The sequence below is a fragment of the Streptomyces sp. iso_384 genome (assembly GCF_056172905.1).
In genome coordinates this window covers 6,297,040-6,317,396 of record NZ_JBWBTT010000001.1, presented here as the reverse complement: position 1 = coordinate 6,317,396, position 20,357 = coordinate 6,297,040, and the positions used below count along the sequence as shown (strand labels likewise).

General features: G+C 73.4%; 20 protein-coding genes and 1 pseudogene. 11 read left to right on the top strand and 10 right to left on the bottom strand.

The genetic code is table 11. The annotated features are described in order from the left end of the window. Positions 1-20: 20 nt before the first annotated feature. Complete coding sequence (locus AC0VY3_RS28220) at positions 21-467, bottom strand: RrF2 family transcriptional regulator (protein ID WP_475550894.1); 447 nt, start codon at positions 465-467, stop codon at positions 21-23. A 176-nt stretch (positions 468-643) separates the two neighbouring features. Between AC0VY3_RS28220 and AC0VY3_RS28215 the strand changes: the two genes are divergently transcribed. The 6 genes from AC0VY3_RS28215 (at position 644) to AC0VY3_RS28190 (ending at position 6,092) form a co-directional block, all read left to right on the top strand. Beyond that, positions 644-2,050 carry a family 2B encapsulin nanocompartment shell protein gene (locus tag AC0VY3_RS28215; protein WP_103510524.1) on the top strand — a complete coding sequence of 469 codons (1,407 nt, stop codon included), beginning with the start codon at positions 644-646 and terminating at the stop codon, positions 2,048-2,050. Between the two features lie 91 nt (positions 2,051-2,141). Continuing rightward, positions 2,142-3,185, top strand: coding sequence for a family 2 encapsulin nanocompartment cargo protein polyprenyl transferase (locus AC0VY3_RS28210; RefSeq protein WP_103510523.1), 1,044 nt, complete (start codon positions 2,142-2,144; stop codon positions 3,183-3,185). An 88-nt stretch (positions 3,186-3,273) separates the two neighbouring features. Then, a complete protein-coding gene (locus tag AC0VY3_RS28205; protein WP_475550893.1) occupies positions 3,274-3,870 on the top strand; it encodes a GNAT family N-acetyltransferase in 597 nt (198 codons plus the stop codon). Positions 3,871-3,926: 56 nt separating this feature from the next. Further along, the gene (locus AC0VY3_RS28200) at positions 3,927-4,595 is read left to right on the top strand and encodes a DUF6304 family protein (protein WP_103510521.1); all 669 of its coding nucleotides are present in this window, start codon (positions 3,927-3,929) and stop codon (positions 4,593-4,595) included. A 169-nt stretch (positions 4,596-4,764) separates the two neighbouring features. Next, a complete protein-coding gene (locus tag AC0VY3_RS28195; protein WP_103510520.1) occupies positions 4,765-5,733 on the top strand; it encodes an SdpI family protein in 969 nt (322 codons plus the stop codon). A gap of 2 nt (positions 5,734-5,735) precedes the next feature. Next, a complete protein-coding gene (locus AC0VY3_RS28190) occupies positions 5,736-6,092 on the top strand; it encodes a GntR family transcriptional regulator (RefSeq protein WP_103510519.1) in 357 nt (118 codons plus the stop codon). Positions 6,093-6,242: 150 nt separating this feature from the next. On the opposite strand, the gene snpA is transcribed toward AC0VY3_RS28190, so the two are convergent. Further along, entirely contained in the window at positions 6,243-6,899 is a 657-nt protein-coding gene (gene snpA / locus AC0VY3_RS28185; protein WP_475550892.1) for a snapalysin, read from the bottom strand. A 314-nt stretch (positions 6,900-7,213) separates the two neighbouring features. On the opposite strand from snpA, the gene AC0VY3_RS28180 reads away from it, so the two are divergent. The 5 genes from AC0VY3_RS28180 to AC0VY3_RS28160 all read left to right on the top strand — a co-directional run bounded on the left by AC0VY3_RS28180 (position 7,214) and on the right by AC0VY3_RS28160 (position 12,262). Continuing rightward, complete coding sequence (locus AC0VY3_RS28180) at positions 7,214-8,167, top strand: LysR family transcriptional regulator (protein WP_103510517.1); 954 nt, start codon at positions 7,214-7,216, stop codon at positions 8,165-8,167. Between the two features lie 96 nt (positions 8,168-8,263). After that, the gene (locus AC0VY3_RS28175; RefSeq protein WP_475550891.1) at positions 8,264-9,262 is read left to right on the top strand and encodes an NAD-dependent epimerase/dehydratase family protein; all 999 of its coding nucleotides are present in this window, start codon (positions 8,264-8,266) and stop codon (positions 9,260-9,262) included. 115 nt (positions 9,263-9,377) lie between these two features. Continuing rightward, positions 9,378-10,982 (top strand): choice-of-anchor A family protein, encoded by a 1,605-nt coding sequence (locus AC0VY3_RS28170; protein WP_475550890.1) that lies wholly within the window; start codon positions 9,378-9,380, stop codon positions 10,980-10,982. 33 nt (positions 10,983-11,015) lie between these two features. Further along, positions 11,016-11,384 carry a DUF952 domain-containing protein gene (locus tag AC0VY3_RS28165; RefSeq protein WP_030079494.1) on the top strand — a complete coding sequence of 123 codons (369 nt, stop codon included), beginning with the start codon at positions 11,016-11,018 and terminating at the stop codon, positions 11,382-11,384. Beyond that, positions 11,381-12,262 (top strand): SDR family oxidoreductase, encoded by an 882-nt coding sequence (locus tag AC0VY3_RS28160; RefSeq protein WP_475550889.1) that lies wholly within the window; start codon positions 11,381-11,383, stop codon positions 12,260-12,262. The genes AC0VY3_RS28165 and AC0VY3_RS28160 overlap by 4 nt, the downstream gene beginning before the upstream one ends. 15 nt (positions 12,263-12,277) lie before the next feature. On the opposite strand, the gene AC0VY3_RS28155 is transcribed toward AC0VY3_RS28160, so the two are convergent. The 8 genes and pseudogenes from AC0VY3_RS28155 to AC0VY3_RS28120 all read right to left on the bottom strand — a co-directional run. Beyond that, positions 12,278-13,498 carry a DUF1266 domain-containing protein gene (locus AC0VY3_RS28155; protein WP_475550888.1) on the bottom strand — a complete coding sequence of 407 codons (1,221 nt, stop codon included), beginning with the start codon at positions 13,496-13,498 and terminating at the stop codon, positions 12,278-12,280. Next, entirely contained in the window at positions 13,489-14,667 is a 1,179-nt protein-coding gene (locus AC0VY3_RS28150; RefSeq protein ID WP_475550887.1) for a DUF1266 domain-containing protein, read from the bottom strand. The genes AC0VY3_RS28155 and AC0VY3_RS28150 overlap by 10 nt, the downstream gene beginning before the upstream one ends. Before the next feature lie 43 nt (positions 14,668-14,710). Beyond that, the gene (locus tag AC0VY3_RS28145; protein ID WP_103511855.1) at positions 14,711-15,385 is read right to left on the bottom strand and encodes a response regulator; all 675 of its coding nucleotides are present in this window, start codon (positions 15,383-15,385) and stop codon (positions 14,711-14,713) included. Beyond that, entirely contained in the window at positions 15,382-16,710 is a 1,329-nt protein-coding gene (locus AC0VY3_RS28140) for a sensor histidine kinase (RefSeq protein WP_103511856.1), read from the bottom strand. The genes AC0VY3_RS28145 and AC0VY3_RS28140 overlap by 4 nt, the downstream gene beginning before the upstream one ends. A gap of 28 nt (positions 16,711-16,738) precedes the next feature. Continuing rightward, a complete protein-coding gene (locus AC0VY3_RS28135) occupies positions 16,739-17,911 on the bottom strand; it encodes an acyltransferase family protein (RefSeq protein WP_103511857.1) in 1,173 nt (390 codons plus the stop codon). Next, complete coding sequence (locus tag AC0VY3_RS28130) at positions 17,908-18,873, bottom strand: alpha/beta hydrolase (protein ID WP_475550886.1); 966 nt, start codon at positions 18,871-18,873, stop codon at positions 17,908-17,910. Before AC0VY3_RS28130 ends, AC0VY3_RS28135 begins: the two co-directional genes overlap by 4 nt. A 183-nt stretch (positions 18,874-19,056) precedes the next feature. Beyond that, a complete protein-coding gene (locus AC0VY3_RS28125) occupies positions 19,057-19,929 on the bottom strand; it encodes an alpha/beta hydrolase (protein ID WP_475551744.1) in 873 nt (290 codons plus the stop codon). Between the two features lie 159 nt (positions 19,930-20,088). After that, a pseudogene (locus AC0VY3_RS28120) lies at positions 20,089-20,355 on the bottom strand (NUDIX domain-containing protein); the annotation flags it as partial. Positions 20,356-20,357 lie beyond the last annotated feature (2 nt).

Here is a 20,357-nt window from a genome sequence, read left to right as displayed (position 1 = left end):
CCCGAGATGGAGGCCCGGGCTCAGTCGGGCGGGGGGCCGCTGCCGATGCCCAGCAGCAGCGGGCCGGTGGGGGAGGCGACGAGGTCGGTGACGGTGATCGGGTCCAGTGCCGCGTAGAACGCTTCCTGGGCTCCCCGCAGGGCTCCGCGCAGCCGGCAGGCGGAGCGGAGCGGGCAAGGGGTGTCGCCCTCGCACTCCACGACCTCCTCCGGCCCCTCCAGCTCCCGCACCAGCGAGCCGATCGACGCGGAGCGGCCGGCGGAGGTCAGGGTGAGCCCGCCGCCCCGGCCGCGCCGGGCGTCGAGGAGGCCGAGGTGCTGGAGGCGGGCGACAACCTTCGCGGTGTGCGTGTACGGGACCCGCATGGTCGCCGCCACCTCGCGGGTGGTCGGCGGCTCCTGGCCCTCGGCGACCGCCAGCCGCATGAGGACGCGGAGTGCCACGTCGGTGAATCTCGTCAACCGCATGGAGTCAGGATAGGTAAGTGGCATGTGGGATGCAAATTAAGCGGCCCGCCCGGCGACGGGGATCAACGTGCCCCGCCCGAAGGCGGATTAGTCGCACTCTTTTGTGTAATGGCGGGCCGCTCCTCCTGCTGAAAGGCTTCTGTACGCAGGTCAGCCCATGATCGAGAGGACGTCAGATGTCCGTTGGTGAAGAGGTTCGCGACACGCAGGCGCCGCCGCAGCAGAGTCTGGGGACGGCAGCTGCGCGGAACCTCGCGACGACCACCAAATCCGCGCCGCAGATGCAGGAGATCACCTCGCGGTGGCTGCTGAAGATGCTGCCGTGGGTGCAGGTACAGGGCGGTACGTACCGGGTGAACCGTCGGCTCAGCTATTCGGTCGGTGACGGCCGGGTGACGTTCGTCCAGACCGGGGACCGGGTGGCCGTGATCCCCGCCGAGCTGGGAGAACTGCCCGCTCTGCGTAATTTCGGGGACGAGGAGGTCCTCGCCGAGCTCGCCCGCAGGTGCGAGCAGCGGGACGTGGCCGCGGGGGAGGTGCTCGCCGCCTCGGGGGACGCGGCGGACCGGGTCTTCCTGCTGGCGCACGGCAAGGTCGAGAAGATCGGAGCCGGACTCTACGGCGACGAGACGGAGCTCGGGGTCCTCGCCGACGGCGCGTACTTCGGTGACCAGAGCCTGGTCGACGGCGACGCCGTCTGGGAGTACACCGCCCGCGCGGTCACCCCGTGCACGCTGCTCACCCTGAGCCGTGCCGATGTGTTCAACCTGGCGGAGCGCGCCGATTCGCTGCGCGGCCACCTCGCCGGTCTGCTCTCCATCCCGCATCAGCGGACCAACCACTACGGCGAGGCGGAGATCGACCTCTCGGCCGGCCATGTGGGGGAGGCGGTCGTCCCGCACACCTTCGTCGACTACGACGCGGCGCCGCGCGAGTACGAACTGAGCGTCGCCCAGACGGTGCTGAAGGTGCACAGCCGGGTCGCCGATCTCTACAACCAGCCGATGAACCAGACCGAGCAGCAGTTGCGGCTCACGGTCGAGGCGCTGCGCGAGCGCCAGGAGCACGAGCTCATCAACAACAGGGAGTTCGGACTGCTCAACAACTGCGACTACGGGCAGCGACTCCAGCCGCACGACGGAGTTCCCGGTCCGGACGACATGGACGAGCTGCTTTCGCGCCGCCGCGGGTCGAAGCTCTTCCTCGCCCACCCGAAGGCCATCGCCGCCTTCGGCCGCGAGTGCAACCGGCGCGGGCTCGTCCCGGAGAGCGTCGACATCGGCGGCCACCATGTGCCCGCCTGGCGCGGGGTGCCGATCTTCCCGTCCAACAAGATCCCGGTCACCGACGCCCGCACCACCTCCATCATCTGCATGAGGACCGGCGAGGCCGAGCAGGGCGTCATCGGCCTCCAGCAGACCGGCATCCCCGACGAGATCGAGCCGAGCCTCTCGGTCCGTTTCATGGGCATCGACGAGCAGGCGATCATCTCCTACCTGGTGACGGCGTACTACTCCGCCGCCATCCTGGTACCGGACGCCCTCGGAGTGCTGGAGAACGTCGAGGTCAGCCGCTGGCGCTGACCCCGAGTCACCCCGGGGGTCCGGGCGGCAGCGGCCGCCCGGACCCCCGGTCCCCGCACCCATCGCCTCGCCCCAGGGAGTGACCGTGACCATGACCAGTACGGACGCAGCGACGGAAGGGCACGAGGCCGCGGCGCTCCTGGAGCGCACCCGCGCTGTCGTCGACCCCCATCTGCGATCGGCCGTGGAGTCGTTGCCCGGTGGCATACGCCGGATCGCGATGTACCACTTCGGCTGGGAGAACGCCGACGGAACCCCCGCCGCCGGCCAGGCGGGCAAGGCCATCAGGCCGGCCCTCGTGCTGGCCGCCGCCCGTGCACTGGGCGGCGATCCGGAACGCGCGGTCCGGGCCGCCGTCGCCGTCGAGCTCGCCCACAACTTCACCCTGCTGCACGACGACGTCATCGACGAGGACACCACCCGCAGGCACCGGCCCACCGCCTGGGCGGTCTTCGGCGTCCCGGACGCCATCATCACCGGCGACGCCATGCTCGCCCTCGCTCAGCGCCTGCTCGCCGAGGACACCCACCCGGCGGCCGCCCGCGCCGCCGCCCGCCTCTCCTCGTGCGTCATCGAGCTGTGCGCGGGCCAGCAGGCGGACTGCGCCTTCGAGGAGCGCGGCCCCGACGAGGTCACGCTCGACGAATGCCTCGCCATGGCGACCGCCAAGACCGGCGCCCTGCTCGGCTGCGCCTGTGCGCTCGGAGCCCTCTACGCCGGAGCGGAGGACCGGGCGGTCCGCGCGATGGACGGGTTCGGCCGGGAGGCAGGGCTCTCCTTCCAGCTCATCGACGACCTGATCGGCATCTGGGGCGACCCGGACCGCACCGGCAAGCCCGTCGGGGCCGACCTGGCCGCCCACAAGAAGTCGCTGCCCGTGGTCGCCGCCCTCACCTCGGGCACCCCGGCCGCCGCGGAGCTCGCCGCGCTCTACCGGGGCCCCATGAACACCGCTGCCGAAGTGAGCCGGGCGGCCGACGCGGTGGACCGGGCCGGCGGCCGGGACTGGGCGCAGGTCTGCGCGGCCGACCGGATGGCGCGCGCGGTCCACCACCTCTCCCGGGCGGTTCCCGACCCGAGCGTGGCGGGCGACCTGCTGGCGCTGGCCGAGTTCGTCACCCGCAGGACCAGCTGAGCCACCTCGCGTGACCGGCTCCGCCCTCTCAACTCTAGTATTCCGGAGGTTGGTTGACAGGAAAGCAGCGGAGAGGCGGCGGCCGGTCATGGGCATACGGATTCAGCAGGCGGAGCAGCGGGACCGGGAGCTGGTCGTCTCGGTCATGGAAGAAGCGTTCCACCATGACCCGGTCAGCAGCTGGGTGTTCCCCGACGAGGAGCACCGGCGCGCGGTGCACGGAAGGTTCCTCGGCGTCTTCGTCGACGTGGCCCTCGCCGAGGGCCGTATCGACATCGCCGAGGACGGAGCCGCGGTGGCCCTGTGGCTGCCGGTGTCCGCCGGCGCCCCCGAGGAGGAGGACCCCACGCCCGCCCTGATGCGGCAGACGGCCGACCCCGACAACGAGCGCTGCGAACTGGTGGGCAGGCTCACCGGAGCGATTCACCCGCACGACCGTGCGCACGCCTACCTGCTGATGATCGGCGTCACCCCCGACCGCCAGGGGGAGGGCATCGGCGCGGAGCTGATCGGGGCGGAGCTGGAGCGCTGCGACCGGGACGCGCTGCCGGCCTATCTGGAGGCCAGCAGCGCCCGGAGCCGGACGCTGTACGAGCGGCTCGGATTCCGCTTCCTCGGCCGCGCCGTCGAGTTGCCGGACGGCCCGCCGATGTACCCCATGTGGCGTGAACCCCAGGCTGGTTGAGCCAAGGTGGAGGGTGGTACGGAAGCCGCCCCGGGCAGGGGCTACAGTCCCTGCTCATGACAGATGAGTCGTGGTCCGGCTGGTACCGGGACGCCAAGGGTTCCGATGCCGTCGTTCTCACCACGGACGGACAGCAGCTCCGGATCCGGATCCGGGGCGTCGACTTCGAGGGCGAGAGCTTCGACCGCCTGGGGCCGGTCGCCGGCACACCGCCGCAGAGCGGGGCGTTCGTCCTCGCGGACGGCGCGCTCACCGACTGCGTACTGGAGTGGGACCTGCCGTTGCCCGTCCTCGTCGCGGGCACACTCCGCCATGCCACGCTCAGCTGTCTGCTCTCCCTGCGCCGGACCGACCCGGACCTTCACCTCGCCCTCCATCTGGACGGCGCGGTGTACGAATCGGCCCGCGCCGAACGCGACTTCGCCGTGGCCCTGGCGGCCGTCCAGCGGATCCTTCCGGACGGCATCCGGATCCAGACCTGTATCGCCTGTGCCTTCTCCGACTACTTCCCGGCCCCGGGCCGCGGCCTCTCCGGAGGCCTCGCCTGCTTCCGCGGGGTCAAGGACGCCTACCGGGGCTCGGCGGGCGAGGGCGATGTCCTGGGGCTGTGGGACCGGCGGTCCGGGTTCGTCCAGGAGATCTGGAGCTGCCGCGAGTTCGAGATGCGCCCGGCCGACGGCGCGGGCACCGGCCACCGGGGAGCCTTCCCCCTGGAACACGCCTGATCCGACCGGCCCCGACCGGCATCCGGCCGGCCCCTGACCGGCCGCTTCCGCCCGCCGCCCCACCGCTCACCTGCCTCCGCCCCGTACCGCATCCCGGTTCGGGGCGGACGGCGTTCCCCGTTGCCACCACCTCATTGTTCTACTAGCATGCGAACAACGGAGGTTTTCCATGACAAGCAAGAACCTTGGCCGCGCAACGTTCGCCGCCCTGCCCTTTGTCCTCGCTCTCCTCGTCGATCTCACCCTCTACGCCGCCATCGCGGACCGTCTGCCCGACCGGCTGGCCGTCCACTTCGACGCCGGCGGTACTGCCGACGGGTACCTCGGCTCCACCGCGTATCTCCTCTACACGGTCTTGTCGCTGCTTGTGCTCGGAGCCGTGTGGGCCCTCATCGCGGTCGCCGGCAGGCTCTACGGCCGCTTCCACCGCTGGTACGCCGGCGGAGGCTTCGCCGTTGCCGCGTTCCTCGGCTATCTGCAGATCGCCGTCCTGTACGTCAACGTGGACGCCCCCGAAGGCGGCCCGGCCGACGGCTTCCCGCTGTGGCACATCGCCGTGGCCCTCGGCGCGGCCGTCGCAGCCGGAGCCCTCGGTCTGCTGCTGGCCCGGCTCACCCCCGCACCCGAGGACCCGCGCGACGGGGAACCGGCGGTCCGCGAGCGGCTGACGCTCGCCGACGGCGAGGTGGCCGGCTGGGCGCGCGGGATCGGCGCGTGGTGGGCGCCGACCGCTGTGCTGCTGTTGCTGGCGGCCGGTGTCACCGTCGGCCGCGAGCTGAACTGGTTCGTCGGGGCGCCGCTGATCCTCCTCGCCCTGGTGATGGCCACCTTCTGCCGTCCCCACGTCACCGTGGACCGGCGTGGCCTGACCGTCTCCGGCCTGCTGCCCCGGCCCCGGGTGCGGGTGTCGCTGGAGCGGATGGCGGGAGCGGAGAGCCGCCGCGTCAACGCCCTCGCGGAGTACGGCGGATGGGGCTACCGCATCCGCCCCGAGCGCAGCGGGGTCATCACCCGCTCGGGTGAGGCCATCGTGGTCAGCCTGACGGGCGGCCGTGAGTTCGCCGTCACCGTCGACGACTCGGCCACCGGTGCGGCGCTGCTCAACACGCTGCTCGACCGGCAGCGGGCGGGACGCTGACCATGCTCTTCCGGGTCGACCCGAACTCCACCGTTCCGCTCGGGGACCAGATCGCCGCCTCGGTCCGGCGTGCTGTCGCCGAGGGGGCGGTGACCCCGGGCGAGCGGCTGCCCGCCGCCCGGGTGCTCGCCGAGTCCCTCGGCGTGAACGTCCACACCGTGCTGCGCGGCTACCAACGGCTGCGCGAGGAAGGGCTCATCGAGCTGCGGCGCGGCCGGGGCGCGGCGATCACCGCGGGTGCGTCGCCGCAGCGGGCCCGGCTGCTGGAGCGGGTCCGCGAAGCGGTCGCGGACGCCCGGGACCTGGGCATGACCGAGGACGAGCTGCTGGCCCTCGTCCGCAGCGAACTCGACGCCTGACGGGGTTCGGCGGGGCGTACCGCGCAGAGGACCGTTCCGTGAGCGGAACGGTCCTCTGTCGTGTGGGGGGTGCCGGCCGGTCCCGGGACGCGGGACCGGCCGGCCACAGCCGCTGGTACAGCCGTTGTCGCTGGTGCGTGCGTCCCGGTGTCAGGAGGCGGAGCGGGCGAGCGCGGCCAGGCCGTTCTGCCAGAGCTGGTTCACCCGGGCCCGCTCGTTGGCGTCCGGCTGGGCGTTGGTGCAGGACGGGCCGGGTCCGCCACCGGACATCAACTCGCTGCACGGGCCGGAGTAGTGGTCCGGCAGGCCGAGCACATGGCCGGTCTCGTGCGTGGTGACGCGGGTCGAGTCGTACTGCTGGTTCTGGGCGTAGTCCAGGAAGATGTAGCCGCGGCCGTGCCCGTCGGTGCTCGCATAGGAGCCGCGCGGGTCGTTGCCCTCGTGGTAGGTGAAGTCCGCGTTGGAGCCTTCCTGGAGCCGGACGTTGGAGACCGAGCTGTTCCAGATCCGCGTGCTGTTGGCTATCTGGCTGCGGAAGGACGGTGCGCTCGACGCGTTGTAGGTCACCGTGACGGCCTTGATGCCCGGGTCGGCGGCGCGCTTCTCGGCGACGGACTTCATGACCGCGTCGAGGAAGGCGCGGTTCGCCTCGGCGTTCTCGCCCGATCCGTTGTACGCGGCGACGGTGGTGGATGCGGAGGGGGAGGCAGGGGCCGGAGCGGCGACGGCGACGGGTGCGGTGCCCAGCGCGGCGACGAGGCCGAGCCCGGCGGCGGCGGTGGCGACGGCGGTCCTGAGGTGTCTCATGGGGGATTTCTCCTACCTGTCCGATCGAACCCGCGCCGTGGGGGTGTCCGCTGAGCGGACAAGGCGTGGGGCGGTACGGGGAAGAGTGTGGTGCAGCGCACAGTCGCCGGGGATGATGCCGAACGGCGATAACGCCGCCCTATCGCCGCCCCGCCCCGCTCTTTGTGCACGTCAGCCGCTCACCAACATGCCATGCTCACGTCATCTGCACGGCATCGTCACAGGCCTCCGGTCCCAACACTCCCTGAATTGCCGCTGTTTGGTGGGGTTGCGACGTCTGGTGCGTGGTGGTCGGCGGTCATAGTCTCCGCTGCATGGAGCTGGAGGTGAGGCACCTCAGGGCGCTGGTCGCCATCGCCGACGCGGGCAGCCTGCATCAGGCGGCCCGTCGCCTCGGCGTGAGCCAGCCCTCCCTGACCACCCAGCTCCGGCGGATCGAGAACGTGCTCGGCGCCGAACTCTTCCGCCGCGAACGCACCGGCTGCCGGCCGACCTCTCTGGGGCGGGCCGTTCTCGGCCGGGCCCGCCCCCTCGTCGACGGCATGAGCGAACTGGTCGCCGAGGCGCTGGCGGAGGCCGAGGCCGCCCGGCCCCGCGGCTCCCGGCTGCGTATCGGCTCCACCGCGAGCAGGGTCATCGGCGGCTGGCTGCGCCGGCTGCGGGTCGCACTGCCCGGCGCCGACATCTCCCTGCGGGTCGACGTCTCCGCCCACGCACTGCTGCGCTCGGTCGAGGCGGGCCGCCTGGACGTCGCCTTCGTGCACGAGGTGGAGGGCTGCCCGCTCGCCGTGCCGGAGGGCCTGGAGCAGCGCGTACTCGTGGACCGGGAACCGCAGTTCATCTCGCTCTCGCGGGACCATCCGGCCGCCCGCCGCCGGGTGGTGGAGCTCGGCGATCTGGCGGGCGACCCGTGGATGGTCGACCCGACGGTGGACGGCGAGTGGGACGGGGTGCGCCGGGTGCTCGGGGCCGCCGGACTGAACCCGCCGGTCCTGCACGGCGATTACCTCACCGCCGCCTCGCTCGTCGTGCTCGGTGAGGCCGTCGCCCCCTGCCAGCCGACGTCGGGCCCGCGTGACGACATGGTGATCCGCCCGCTGCTGGGCGACCCGCTCGCGGTGAGGCTGCTCCTGGTCTCGCGGCCCGGCACGGACATCGAGGTGGTGTACGCGCAGTTGGAGGGCGCCTACCGGGACGCGGCGCGCCGGGCGAGCGGCTACCACGAGTGGCTGCTGCGCCACCGCTCCCCGCTGGCCTGCACGCCCTGACCTCCGACCGCTCTGCATCCCCGACCGGGAAGTTCCCCGTTCTGCTGACAGCGTGGTCGTGTTCCCCCGCCCCCGTCCGGTGGGCAGGGTCGTCCCATGAGGCTTCTGATGCTGGGTGGTACGGAGTTCGTCGGGCGGGCCGTCACCGATGCGGCGCTGGAGAGGGGCTGGGACGTCACGGTGTTCCACCGCGGCCGTCACGCGCCGCCGCCCGGTGTGAGAGCGCTGACCGGGGACCGGACCGCGGGCCCTGCCGGACTCGTGGCGCTCACGGCGGGCGGGCCGGACTGGGACCTGGTCGTCGACACCTGGAGCGGTGCGCCGTCCGCCGTCCGGGACGCCGCCCGGCTGCTGTGCGGCCGCGCCGGGCACTTCAGTTACGTCTCCAGCCGCTCGGTGTACGCCTACCCGGCCGCCGCCGGACTCGACGAGGACGGCCCGCTGGTGGCCGGCGCCTCGCCCGACGACGGCGGGGACGTGCCGTACGACCGGGCCAAGCGCGGCGGTGAGCTGGCCGCCCTCGACGCCTTCGGGGACCGGGCGCTGCTGGCCCGGGCCGGGCTGATCATCGGGCCCGGGGAGAACATCGGCCGGCTGCCCTGGTGGCTGTCGCGGATCGCCCGGGGCGGACCGGTGATCGCCCCCGGCCCGCCCGGTACGGAGCTCCAGTACATCGACGCCCGGGACCTGGCCGAGTGGCTCCTGGGCGCGGCGGCGAACGGTCTGCACGGCGCGTACAACACGGTCAGCCGCCCCGGCCACGCCACCATGGGCGAGCTGCTGACGGCCTGCGTGCGCGCCACCGGTTCCGGCGCCGAGCTGCGCTGGACCGATCCGGAGGTCCTGCTGGCCGCCGGGGTCGAGCCCTGGAGCGACCTGCCGGTCTGGCTGCCGCCGGGCGAGCTGTACGACACGCTCCACCGGGGCGACCACACCAAGGCGTACGCCGCGGGGCTGCGCTGCCGCCCGGTCGGGGAGACCGTCGCGGACACCTGGGCCTGGCTGCGCACGCTGGGCGGGATCGCGCCCCGGCGCCCCGACCGCCCGGCCGTCGGCCTCGACCCTCGTCTGGAGGCGAAGCTGCTGGCCCTCTGACACACCGCTTCCGTGTGCGTGTCGCGGCGAAGAACCCTCCTATAGGCCTACACGAGGGGGCAAAAACGGCGTGTCATACAAAATGACTAAGTGATGACCATGCATATTGCGCGGCATGGAACAGAAGGCGCGCAGGCGCGGCAACGCAATCCGGGCAGCAGTGACAGTGGCCACGGCCGCGGCGATGGTGGGCGTGCTGGCCCCGGCCGCGGGTGCCGATCCGCTGCCGGGCGGACTGGGACCCTGCCTCGGCAGCTCCTGCCCGCCCAGCTGGAACGACCCCAGCAATGATCCGGTCGAATACTTCGACAGCAACATCAACGTCTTCGTCGGCGGGGACTTCCTGGTCCGGGAGGCGGCGGCCGAGGCGGAGGGCAAGGTCGTCACCCTCGGCCGGTTCGACATGGACAAGCGGGACGGGGTCTCGCAGATCTACAACGTCGGTATCGCGGGCGTCGGTTCACGGGTGCCGCCGCCGGACGGTTCCGACTATCTGACGGCCGGCGGGGACATCAGCATCGCCGACGGCGAGCGCCTCCTCGCCGAGGAGGGCACGCACTCCGGCCGCGTCGCACACGCGCAGGGCCTCACGGGCACGGTGAACCCCACCACCGCTCCGCGCTTCGACGCGGATGCGGTGGCGCCGTACACCGCGCTGCGCCCGCAGCTCACCGAGGCCAGCCACTGCTACGCGTACGACGGCGACGAGCACCGGCAGGCCACCGGCACCTGGCAGCTGGTCGGCGACACCATGACGTTCACCGGTGACGGCTCGTCCGCGATCCAGATCTTCGACGTGGACGCGGACCTGGAGTCGGAGTCGGGCGGCAACGCGGGCTTCGTGTTCAACGGCATCCCCGAGGGCGCGACCGTCCTGGTCAACGTCTACGGCAGCACCCGGAGCGTCGCCACGTTCATGGGCTCGTTCCCGAACGAGGGCCTCCGCGAGAACCTGCTGTGGAATTTCCCGGACGCCACCGATCTGTCGCTGACCGGTCCGGCCCAGTTCGAGGGCAGCATCCTGGTCGGCCGGCCGACGAGCAACACCGTGCTCAGCATGAGCGGCACCAACGGCCGCTTCTACACGGCGGGTTCGCTCACCCACACCTCGTCGGGCACGTCCGGCGGCCAGGAGATCCACGCCTACCCCTTCAACGGCGACCTGCCCACCTGCACGCCCGACCCGACACCGACCCCGACGGACCCGACCCCCACGCCGACGGATCCCACTCCGACCCCGACGGATCCCACGCCGACCCCGACGGATCCGACGCCGACTCCGACGGACCCGACCCCCACGCCGACGGATCCGACGCCGACTCCGACGGACCCGACCCCCACGCCGACGGATCCCACGCCGACCCCGACGGATCCCACGCCGACCCCGACGGACCCGACGCCGACCCCCACCGACCCCACCCCGACGCCCACGGATCCGACGCCGACCCCCACCGACCCCACGCCCACCCCCACCGACCCCACGCCCACCCCCACCGATCCGACGGACCCCACCCCGACCCCCACCGACCCCACGGACCCGACCCCCACCCCCACCGGCCACACGCCGCACCCCACGCACTCGCCGAGCCACCCGGGTGAGCTGCCCGACACCGGCTCCCGGGGCGGCGAATGGATCCTCGGGTCCATCGCGGCAGCGCTGGTGGCCGCCGGCGGTACGGTCCTCGTGGCCACGCGCAGGGCGCGTCGCCGCACCTTCTAGCAGGCGCGGAGCAGCGACGGTTAGCGTGGCCCGATGACCGAACAGCCGACCGGACCGCTGCTGCACCTCGCCGAAGCACCTCTGTGGGAGGCGGCCCGCGGGTCGGGGACGTACGAGATGTCCACCCGCGGCCGCACCCTCCAGGAGGAGGGCTTCATCCACCTCTCGCTGCCCCGGCAGCTTCCCGGTGTGGCCCGGATGCTGTACGGGGACGACGACCGGGACCTCGTGGTCCTGGTCGTCGACCCCGGCCGCCTCGCCGACCCCGTCCGGTACGAGGCGATGAAGCCCGGCGGCGAGGAGTTCCCGCATCTGTACGGACCGCTCCCGGTGGACGCGGTCGTGGAGGTGCGGCCCTGGCACGGCGACGGAGAACGACGAGAGGAAGACGAACCCCAGTGATCGGCCCCCTCACCGCGGTGACCGGAGCGAGCGGAGCGGTCGGCGGCCGGGTCGCCCGGCGGCTCGCCCGGACCGGCGTACCCGTACGGCTCCTCGGCCGTGACCCCGCCCGCCTGCCCGACGTGCCCGGCGCCGACCGTGCGCCCGCCGCCCCCTACGGCGACGGGGAGGCCATGCGGCGGGCCCTCGACGGGGCCCAAACCCTGTTCCTGGTCTCCGCCCACGAAAGCCCCTACCGGGTGCGCGAGCACACCACCGCGATCGACGCCGCCGTGGCGGTGGGCGTGGAGCGGATCGTGTACGTGTCCTTCCAAGGGGCCGCGCCCGACGCCACGTTCACCTTCGCCCGCGACCACTGGGACACCGAGGCCCACATCCGTACGGCCGAGGTGCGCCACACCTTCCTGCGCGACAACTGGTATCTGGCCGGGCTGCCCGCGATGACCGGGACCGACGGCGTGCTGCGCGGGCCCGGCGGCGACGGGCGGGTGGCGGCCGTCGCCCACGAGGACATCGCCGACGCGGCGGCGGCCGTGCTGCTGGACGAGGGCACGGACCACGACGGCCGGGTCTACGACCTCACAGGACCGGAGGCGTTCACCCTCGCCGAAGCGGCCGAGGAGCTGAGCCGCGTCACCGGACGCCCCGTCGTCTACGTCCCCGAGACCCGCGAGGAGGCCTACGCCTCGCGGGCCGGCTACGGGGCCGAGGACTGGGAGGTGGCCGGCTGGGTCACCTCGTACGAGGCCATCGCGGCCGGCGAACTGGCCGCCGTCTCCGACGCGGTGCCCACGCTCACCGGCCATCCTGCCAAGAGCTTCGCGGAGTTCCTGGTGGAGAACCCGGACAGCTACCGTCACCTGCTGGCCGGCGGCTGACCGGGAGCCCCCGCCTCACCGCCACGGGATGTGCCGCCACGGGCTTCCCTCGCTCTCCGCCAGCAGACGGTGGGCGACGACGTTCTTCTCGTAGAACGGCCCGTACTCCTCCTCGTCGAACCGCAGCACCCGCCCCAGCGAGTAGCCCGCCGAGAACTCCTCCCAGGACCGGTGTGCCGACTTGCTCAGCGCCCCCGCGTAGACGATCGCCTGCTCCGCGTCGGCGGGGGCGCAGTAGCGTGCCGCCAGCCCCCAGCGCGCCAGGTTCACGGCCCGCCCGTAGTCGTAGGCGACCGTCGTGTGCACCCGGCCGTCCGGCGGCAGCAGCCCGTCCGCGCGGAACCGGGCCTCGTAGCGCATGATCCGGCGCACCAGCTCCTCGATGCCCTTCACCGTGCCGGAGTCCGCCCCCAGATCCTGGGCGTGGCCCGCCGCGGTCTCGCGCCACAGGTCGGCCGTGGGCAACTCGCCCAGCGCGGAGGCCAGCTGGTCTCGGGTACGCAGCACGAAGTCCGGCTCCGGCGGGCTGTTACCGGCCTCCAGCAGCGCGTCCAGCTGCTTGCGCCACTCCGCGTGGTCGGTGATGCCCCAGGAATCGCGCAGCAGCTCGCGCTCGGTGGTGTACTCGCGGTAGACCGTCCCGACCTCGTTCCACGGCACCGCGTTCCCGATCGCCAGATGCGCGCCGCAGGCCAGCCCGTACGCCAACGGCCCGTGCAGCGCGCCGTGGCGCAGCGCGAGCAGCCGGTTCTCCCGGAGACGGTCGTTCTCCGCGTAGGCGCGCTGCCACAGCGCGAGGTCGGTCGGGGCCGTCGGCAGCAGCAGCTGGCCGGGCGTGCCCACGTTCACCCCGAGGAACATGCGGGGGTCGGACCACCCGAACCCGGCGGCCCAGCGCAGGGAGACCCCGTGGAAGACCCAGTCCGGATGCCACGCGGGCAGCATGCCCCGGGTGAGCACCGGCCGGCAGACGAAGCCCGACGGGTCGTGGTGGGCGCGCCAGGTGATGGTGTCCGGCCTCGCGTCCACCTCGGCGCGCGGGGCCGGGATGTACAGCTCGGCCCCGGCCAGGGCGGCCAGTTGGGCCCGCCCGTCGCCGCGCAGCGCCGCCTCGTGCAGGAGCTGCTCGGTCTCGGACGGCGGAACCCAGGGAGCCGGGGGAGCCTGGTGGGCCGGGGTTGCCGGAGGAGCCGGGTAGTGGTGCGGCTGGTCCGGGTGGATCGGGTTCATGACCATGCGATGTTCCGGTAGGGGCTGGTGGGGTCCTGGAGCAGGGCGCGGTGCTCGGCGAGCGACTGCCGGTACGTGGGATCCGCCGCCTCCGGGCCGTCGTCCTCGGCCCGGTGGACGATGCGGGTCATGAGGTAGCCGAGGGAGAAGTCCGCCCACGATGAATAGGCGCCCCGGGCCAGCTCGCCGAGGCGCAGCACGTCCTGCTCTGCCTCGTGCGGATCGCCGTACCGGGCGCCGAGCGCGAGCCGTACGACGTTGACCGCCCGGCCGAGGTCGAAGGCGGCCAGGGTGTCCACGCGGCCGTCCGGGGCCAGCGCGCCGTCGGCCCGGAACCGGTCCTCGTACCGGGCGATGTGGTGCAGCGACCGTTCCGCCAGCGCCCGGTCGTCCGCGTCGCGCGCGGCGAAGGCACGGGCCACCGCCTCGGACCACTCCTCGCGGGACGGGGTACGCCCCAGCCGGGCGGCCAGCGTGTGCCGGGTGCGCAGGACGGCCTCCTGGACCCGGCCGACCAGCTGGTTCTTCATCAGCGACGCGAGGCGGTCGCGGTACTCGGCGCGGTGCGGGACGCCCCACGGACTGCGCAGCCGGGCCCGGTCGGTCGCGTAGTCCTCGTAGACGGCACCGAGCCGGTTCCAGATCAGGCCGTTGGTGACGGCCAGATGGGCGCCGAGCGCCAGCCCGTGGGCGAGCGGGCCGTGCAGCGGGCCGCCGCTGTCGGTGAGCAGCACCCCGCGCTCGGGCCCCCCGGAGTGTTCGTCCGCCTTCAGCCAGGCCTTCAGGTGCTTGGGCCGGGCGTCGAACGTCACCGCGTACGGGGTGCCGTGGTTCACCGCGAGCCGGCGCACGTCGTACGGCCAGGTCCGGGCCAGCTCGCCGAGGCTCACCGCGCGGAACACCCACTCCGGGTGCCAGGGCGGCAGCACCCCCGGGGTCAGGACCGGGACGCAGGTCCGCCGGGTGGCCTCGTCGCGGATCGTGGGCAGCGGGGCCGTCCAGCCCGGGATGTCCGCGTGCAGCCGGGCGACGAGTACGTACAGCCGGGTCCGCGCGAGCACCTCCACCACCGCGTCGGCGCTGCCGCCCGCGACCGCGGCGGACAGCGCGCGCTCGATCCCGGTGGGCGCCACCGCTCCGCCGCTCTCTGTTCCTGCCCCGTTCCCCGTTGTCACGGAGCCGATCCTACGAAACGGGCCCCGCGCCCGGCCCGGGTGGTCAGAGGCCCGCCGGGCGCACCAGCCCCGACTCGTACGCGAACACCGCCGCCTGGGTCCGGTCGCGGACGCCCAACTTGACCAGGATGCGGCCCACATGGGTCTTCACCGTCTGCTCCGCGAGGACCAGCCGACCGGCGATCTCCGCGTTCGACAGGCCGCCCGCGATCAGCGACAGCACCTCCGTCTCGCGCTCGGTCAGATCACCGATCCGCGCCTTGAGCGGGGGGCGAGGGGCCCCGGCCGTCCGGGAGAACTCCACGATCAGCCGCTTGGTGATGTTGGGGGAGAGCAGCGCGTCGCCCGCCGCCACCACCCGTACGGCATGAGCGAGTTCATCGGCGGAGGCGTCCTTGAGCAGAAAGCCGGAGGCGCCCGCGCGCAGTGCCTCGTAGACGTACTCGTCGAGATCGAAGGTGGTCAGCACGAGCACCTTCACCGCGGAGCCCTCGCGCGCGGTGATCCGGCGGGTAGCCTCGATACCGCCCAGCTCGGGCATCCGGATGTCCATCAGCACGACGTCCGGGGCGAGTTCGTCGACCTTGGCGACGGCGTCCAGACCGTTCACGGCCTGTCCGACGACCTCGATGTCCGGCTCGGCGTTCAGCAGGACCGTGAAGCCCTGGCGGACCATCATCTGGTCGTCGGCGATCACGGCACGGATGGGCGGGGTCATGGGACTTCCTCGGTCGTCTTGTCCGGCTCGTTCGTCCCGGTGCCGGCGGGCAGGATCGCGGTGACTTCCCAGCCGCCGTCGGGGGTCGGTCCGGTGGCCAGCTCGCCGCCGAGCATCGCGGCGCGCTCGCGCATGCCCAGCAGGCCGTGCCGGACACCGGCGGAGGGGGCGGCCGGGTGCTCCGGCGGGGAGTTGACGACCCGGACGGTCAGCCCGGTGAACCGGTGTCCGATCACCACCTCGGCGCTCGCCCCCGGCGCGTGGCGCATCACGTTGCTCAGGGCCTCCTGCACGATGCGGTACGCGGACAGTTCGACGCCCGGCGACAGCGGGCGAGGTGCGCCGGTGGTGGAGACGGAGACGGCGAGACCGGCGGAACGCACGGTGGCCACCAGCTCGCCGAGCCGGTCGAGACCGGGCTGCGGGGCATGCCGCGTACTCTGCGCGGGCGCGTCCTCCGAGCGCAGGACGCCGAGCACCCGGCGCAGCTCGGCCAGCGCCGCCAGGGCGTTCTCGCGGATGCCGGTCAGATTCTCCCGCAGCTCCTCCGTGGGGTGCTCCACCAGATGCGGGGCGACCTGGGCCTGGATGGAGATCACCGACATGTGATGGGCGACCACGTCGTGCAGCTCCCGGGCGATCCGGTTGCGCTCCTCCAGCAGGGTGCGCCGGGCCCGCTCCTCGGCGGTCAACTCGGCCTGGACGACGAGGTCCTTACGGGCGAGGCGCAGGCTGCGCAACGCCGCGCCGAGGACCAGGGCGACGACGAACACGGGTGCGGAGCGGTCCAGGTCGAGGTTGTGCCGCTGGGTCTGGTGCAAGGTGAGGGCCATGCCCGCCAGCAGCGTGAGGGCCAGCGCTCCCGTCGCACGGCGCAGCGGGACGCGCAGTGCCAGCAGGAACAGCGCCCCGCCCTGGAACACCATCCCCATGACGCTCCAGGGGAACAGCCGGTCCGGGCTCATGACCGGCTCGGTGACCAGGACCGTGGTCACCGACAGTGCGGTCGCCGCCCACCACGCCCCGACCGGGCGGATCATCCCGGCGACCAGCACCACGGACTGCGCCAGGGCGGCCAGCACGGCCCACCCGCTGACTCCGTTGCTCGCCTCCGTGACCAGTTCATTGGTACGGGGCACCGCGAAGCAGGCGGCCGCGATGATCAGCAGCACCAGCAACGACGGCCGCCACACCGGCGCGTCCGGCTCGCCCATGCGCGGCACCCGGTCGGCGGGCGCGGCCCACAACTCCTCGTACAGCGCACGCGGCGCCCGGCACACCGCCGCCCGCAGGCGCACCGCCCTCGATGACGTCACGGCCCCCACCGCCCCCTCGGTTCGACCAGCCCACAGACTAGGCACGACGCGCCCGTCCCCTCCGCTCGGGGGCGGACTCCCGTACGACGAGGGAGCCCCCGCCGCCGCGCCGACCGCCCTGCTCATAGCCCCGGAACGCCGCCCAGCACCCCAGCAGGGCCAGGGCGAACACCGGCAGCCAGAGCAGCCGGGCCACCACCCAGCCGGCGTCGTCGGGCACGGTGTGGAGCCCTGGCAGCGGGCCGTCCGCGATCAGCAGCGCGCTCGCCGTGACGATGATCATCGCGGTCTGGTGCCAGAGGAACACGGTCATCGCCGACAGGTTCACCACCGCCACCACCGCCCACACGGCAGGCCTGCGCAGCACCCGCCGCAGCGGCCCGAGCAGCAGCAGCGCCGCCCCGCACTGGGCCAGCCCGAACGCGGCGGCGGCGAGGCTCGGCGGGTCCAGATTCGACATCCGGCCGCCCGGAACGCCCACCATGGAGGCCGGATACCCGGCCCACAGCACGAGTCCGGTCGCTGCCGAGGCCCCGCCGAACAGCAGCCCCCAGCGGCCCGCCCGGCCGCGCAGACCGCCCCGGGCCACCAGCGCCCCCAGGCAGTACGGCACCAGCCACCCCGCGACCACGTTGATCCACCCCAGCTCACGCGGACCGCCGAGACCCAGCCGTACGAGGTCGACGTGCAGCACCACCACGAGCGGCCACAGCGGGTGCAGCCGGGCCACCAGCGGCGTCAGCGCGGTCAACGCGGCGAAGACGAGCAGGAACCACAGCGGCGACCAGACCAGCTTGGCCAGCGCCCGCACCGTCGGTTCGCCCACCCCGGCCACCAGCATCACCGCCGCCGCGAGCGCCCACACCACGAGCACCGCCGCCACCGGCCGGAACAGCCGCGCCAGCCGGCCGCCCACCCACTGCCCGTACGGCACGCCACGCTTCCGCGCGGAGGCCCAACTTCCCGCCGCCACCTGCCCGCCCACCAGGAAGAACACCGCGAGCGTCTGGAAGACCCAGGAGACGGCGGACAGCTGGGGCATGGTGGTCAGTGGGCTCGCCCCGCGCACCGTGCCGCTGTCGGCGACCAGCGCGGTCACCAGCCAGTGGCCGCCCACCACGCCCAGGATGGCCAGGGCCCGCAGGGCGTCGACGGCCCGGTCGCGGCCGGGCGGGGTGGCTGCCTCGATCCGCCCGACGAGTCCGCTCATCCGGAGGCCCCCAGCGGTTCGGCCCCTGCCGCGATCCGGGCGAGATTCGTCAACGACCGCGACCCGGGCCGCAGATAGTCGCTGTGCCCGCCGTCGCCCGCGTCGAACACCTCGGCCCCGAACCGTTCCGCCACCGGGTCCGTCCCGAACCCGACGGTCGCGACGAACGGCACCCGCATCCGTGCATGGGGCACCCGGGCGATCCAGTCCCCGCCGCTCCGGCCCGCCCACACCCGGGCCCCGGTGCGCAGCGAGCGGGCATCCTCGAACCCGACCCCGGGGCTGCCGTAGAGGACGAGGGCGTCTGCCGGGATCCCGGAGGCGGCGCGGGCGCAGATCACCGAACCGTAGGAGTGGCAGAGCAGGCTGATCCGGGCGGCGGGCCGCACCGCGTGCAGCCCGTCCACCAGGGCCCGCAGCGCCGGCGCGGCCCGGTCGGCCCGCCCGGTGGTGAAGGCGGCCGGGCTGACGGTGGCGGGTGAGCGGTACCCCAGCCAGGCGACGACGGCCGCGCCCTCGCCCAGCTCCCGGTGCAGCGCCCGGGCGTCACGCCGCAGCCGCCAGTACGCGTCCAGGCCGACGCCGGCACCGGGCACCAGCACCGCGATCCGCCGAGCCGAGGACAGCGCGCCCACGACCTCCATGCTCCGGCCGCCGTCGCGCCCGTCGAAGGACAGGAACTGCCGCCCCGGCGCGGCCATCGCCCGCAGCGAGGCCGCCCGCTTCAGGTCCCCGTGCGCCTTTGCCGCCCGCCCGGCCGCCCGGATATCGGCCCGGCTCACCCCGTACCGCTCCTCCAACGCCGCCGCACTCGCGTCCCGCAGCGGCCCGAGGGCGGTCGGCGCGGGGGCGGGCACGGCGGCGGGCCTAGCCGCTCCGGACACCGGCACGGCCACCGCGAAGGTGACCAGGGCGGCGAGCAGGGTGCGGCGCAGACGGGGTCTGCGCGGGCGGTCGGGCATGGGGCGGGGTCCTTCCGTACCGGGGGCATGGGGTGCTCCCGGTACAGAAGCTATGGACGGGGGGCGGTAGTCGGCGTCCCGCTGGAGGGGGCACCTCCGACGTGGCTCTCAGGTATGACGCGGCCGACGTGGCACGGCGTCAGCTCCGGCCGGTACGACGTGGAGGACGCGCCCCCGGGGGCTTCAGCCGTGGCCCGTGTGGTCCAGGATCGCGGCGGCGAGCGGGGCGTGGACCTCGCGGGGCAGGGCGTGGCCCATGCCGGGGATCTCGACGAGCCGGGCGCCGCGGATCGCCTGGGTGAGGTGCTCGGCGTGCGGGGGCGGGAAGACGGGTTCGGCGAGGGCCGAGACGACCAGGGTGGGCACGCTGGTCCGGGCGAGCTGTTCGGTGCGGTCCATGCCGGAGTGGTCGGCGCGGGCGTGCGCGGTGCCGGCGTGGTGGTGCCCGGTGTGCGCGATGATTCGGCGCTCCAGCTCACGGGCGCGATCGGCATCGAAGGGGATCACTCCGCCGCCGAGCGCCCGCCAGTGCTCCACGCGCCGCTCCAACTCGGCCTCGGGACCCCGGTCCTCGACCGGCCGGGACCACATCTCCAGCAGGGCGGGCGCGACCCCGGGAAGTTGCTCGGACGGGATGCGGGCCCCGTCCGGCGCGGTGCAGGGGACGGAGCTGAGCGCTCTCGTCCCGAACACCGTGGCGCTCAGCAGCCGCTCGGGGTGGTCGGCGATCAGCAACTGGGCGAGCATGCCGCCCAGCGACATCCCCAGGACGTGCGCGCGCTCCACGCCGAACGCGTCCAGCACGGCCACGGCGTCCTCGGCCAGTGCGGTGAGCGGATAGGGCCGCTCGTCGAAGGCCCAGCTTGAACGTCCGGTGTCCCGATGGTCGTACCGGATCACCCGGTGCCGTACGGCCAGCAGCTCGACCAACTCGTCGGGCCAGCCGAGCCCGGACGCCTGCGCACCCATGACGAGCAGCAGGGCGGGGGCGTCGGGAGCACCGTGCTCCTGCGCCCAGAGGCGCACGCCGGGGGCGACGTCGACGAAGCGTTCCATGGTGGACCTCGCGGCTCTGAAGTGTCGGTCAAATGGACGAGACGTATCGTCTCGCTTTGAGGTTAGCGCATCGCCGGATGCGCGACCAGGGATGGCTGCGAAGCCGATGGCGGCGCGGACCGGGGCCGGTGGCCGGACGAGGAACGGCCCCGGCCCGCACGCGAAACGCGCGGACCGGGGCCGTCGAACCCTGTGCGGGCGATCAGGCCTTCTTGGTCTCGCAGTCCCGGTGATGGGCTCGCCGGGTTCGCTCTTGCCGACCGGCAGGTCCCACATACCTTGGGCGAACTTGGCGTTCTCGCTGCGTTTGAGTAGGACGACGCGGTTGGTGGCCCTGTCGTGGACGATGACCGCAGCGACCAGCAGGGTCATCGATTCGAGCGCCGGCTTGAGGGCCTTCGGCTGGTCGCCGGTCTGCTGGGGCATGA

Coding starts and splice junctions, on each gene's coding strand:
- AC0VY3_RS28220 (WP_475550894.1), bottom strand. CDS start 467: ATGCGGTTGACGAGATTCACCGACGTGGCACTCCGCGTCCTCATGCGG.
- AC0VY3_RS28215 (WP_103510524.1), top strand. CDS start 644: ATGTCCGTTGGTGAAGAGGTTCGCGACACGCAGGCGCCGCCGCAGCAG.
- AC0VY3_RS28210 (WP_103510523.1), top strand. CDS start 2,142: ATGACCAGTACGGACGCAGCGACGGAAGGGCACGAGGCCGCGGCGCTC.
- AC0VY3_RS28205 (WP_475550893.1), top strand. CDS start 3,274: ATGGGCATACGGATTCAGCAGGCGGAGCAGCGGGACCGGGAGCTGGTC.
- AC0VY3_RS28200 (WP_103510521.1), top strand. CDS start 3,927: ATGACAGATGAGTCGTGGTCCGGCTGGTACCGGGACGCCAAGGGTTCC.
- AC0VY3_RS28195 (WP_103510520.1), top strand. CDS start 4,765: ATGACAAGCAAGAACCTTGGCCGCGCAACGTTCGCCGCCCTGCCCTTT.
- AC0VY3_RS28190 (WP_103510519.1), top strand. CDS start 5,736: ATGCTCTTCCGGGTCGACCCGAACTCCACCGTTCCGCTCGGGGACCAG.
- snpA (WP_475550892.1), bottom strand. CDS start 6,899: ATGAGACACCTCAGGACCGCCGTCGCCACCGCCGCCGCCGGGCTCGGC.
- AC0VY3_RS28180 (WP_103510517.1), top strand. CDS start 7,214: ATGGAGCTGGAGGTGAGGCACCTCAGGGCGCTGGTCGCCATCGCCGAC.
- AC0VY3_RS28175 (WP_475550891.1), top strand. CDS start 8,264: ATGAGGCTTCTGATGCTGGGTGGTACGGAGTTCGTCGGGCGGGCCGTC.
- AC0VY3_RS28170 (WP_475550890.1), top strand. CDS start 9,378: ATGGAACAGAAGGCGCGCAGGCGCGGCAACGCAATCCGGGCAGCAGTG.
- AC0VY3_RS28165 (WP_030079494.1), top strand. CDS start 11,016: ATGACCGAACAGCCGACCGGACCGCTGCTGCACCTCGCCGAAGCACCT.
- AC0VY3_RS28155 (WP_475550888.1), bottom strand. CDS start 13,498: ATGGTCATGAACCCGATCCACCCGGACCAGCCGCACCACTACCCGGCT.
- AC0VY3_RS28145 (WP_103511855.1), bottom strand. CDS start 15,385: ATGACCCCGCCCATCCGTGCCGTGATCGCCGACGACCAGATGATGGTC.
- AC0VY3_RS28135 (WP_103511857.1), bottom strand. CDS start 17,911: ATGAGCGGACTCGTCGGGCGGATCGAGGCAGCCACCCCGCCCGGCCGC.
- AC0VY3_RS28130 (WP_475550886.1), bottom strand. CDS start 18,873: ATGCCCGACCGCCCGCGCAGACCCCGTCTGCGCCGCACCCTGCTCGCC.
- AC0VY3_RS28125 (WP_475551744.1), bottom strand. CDS start 19,929: ATGGAACGCTTCGTCGACGTCGCCCCCGGCGTGCGCCTCTGGGCGCAG.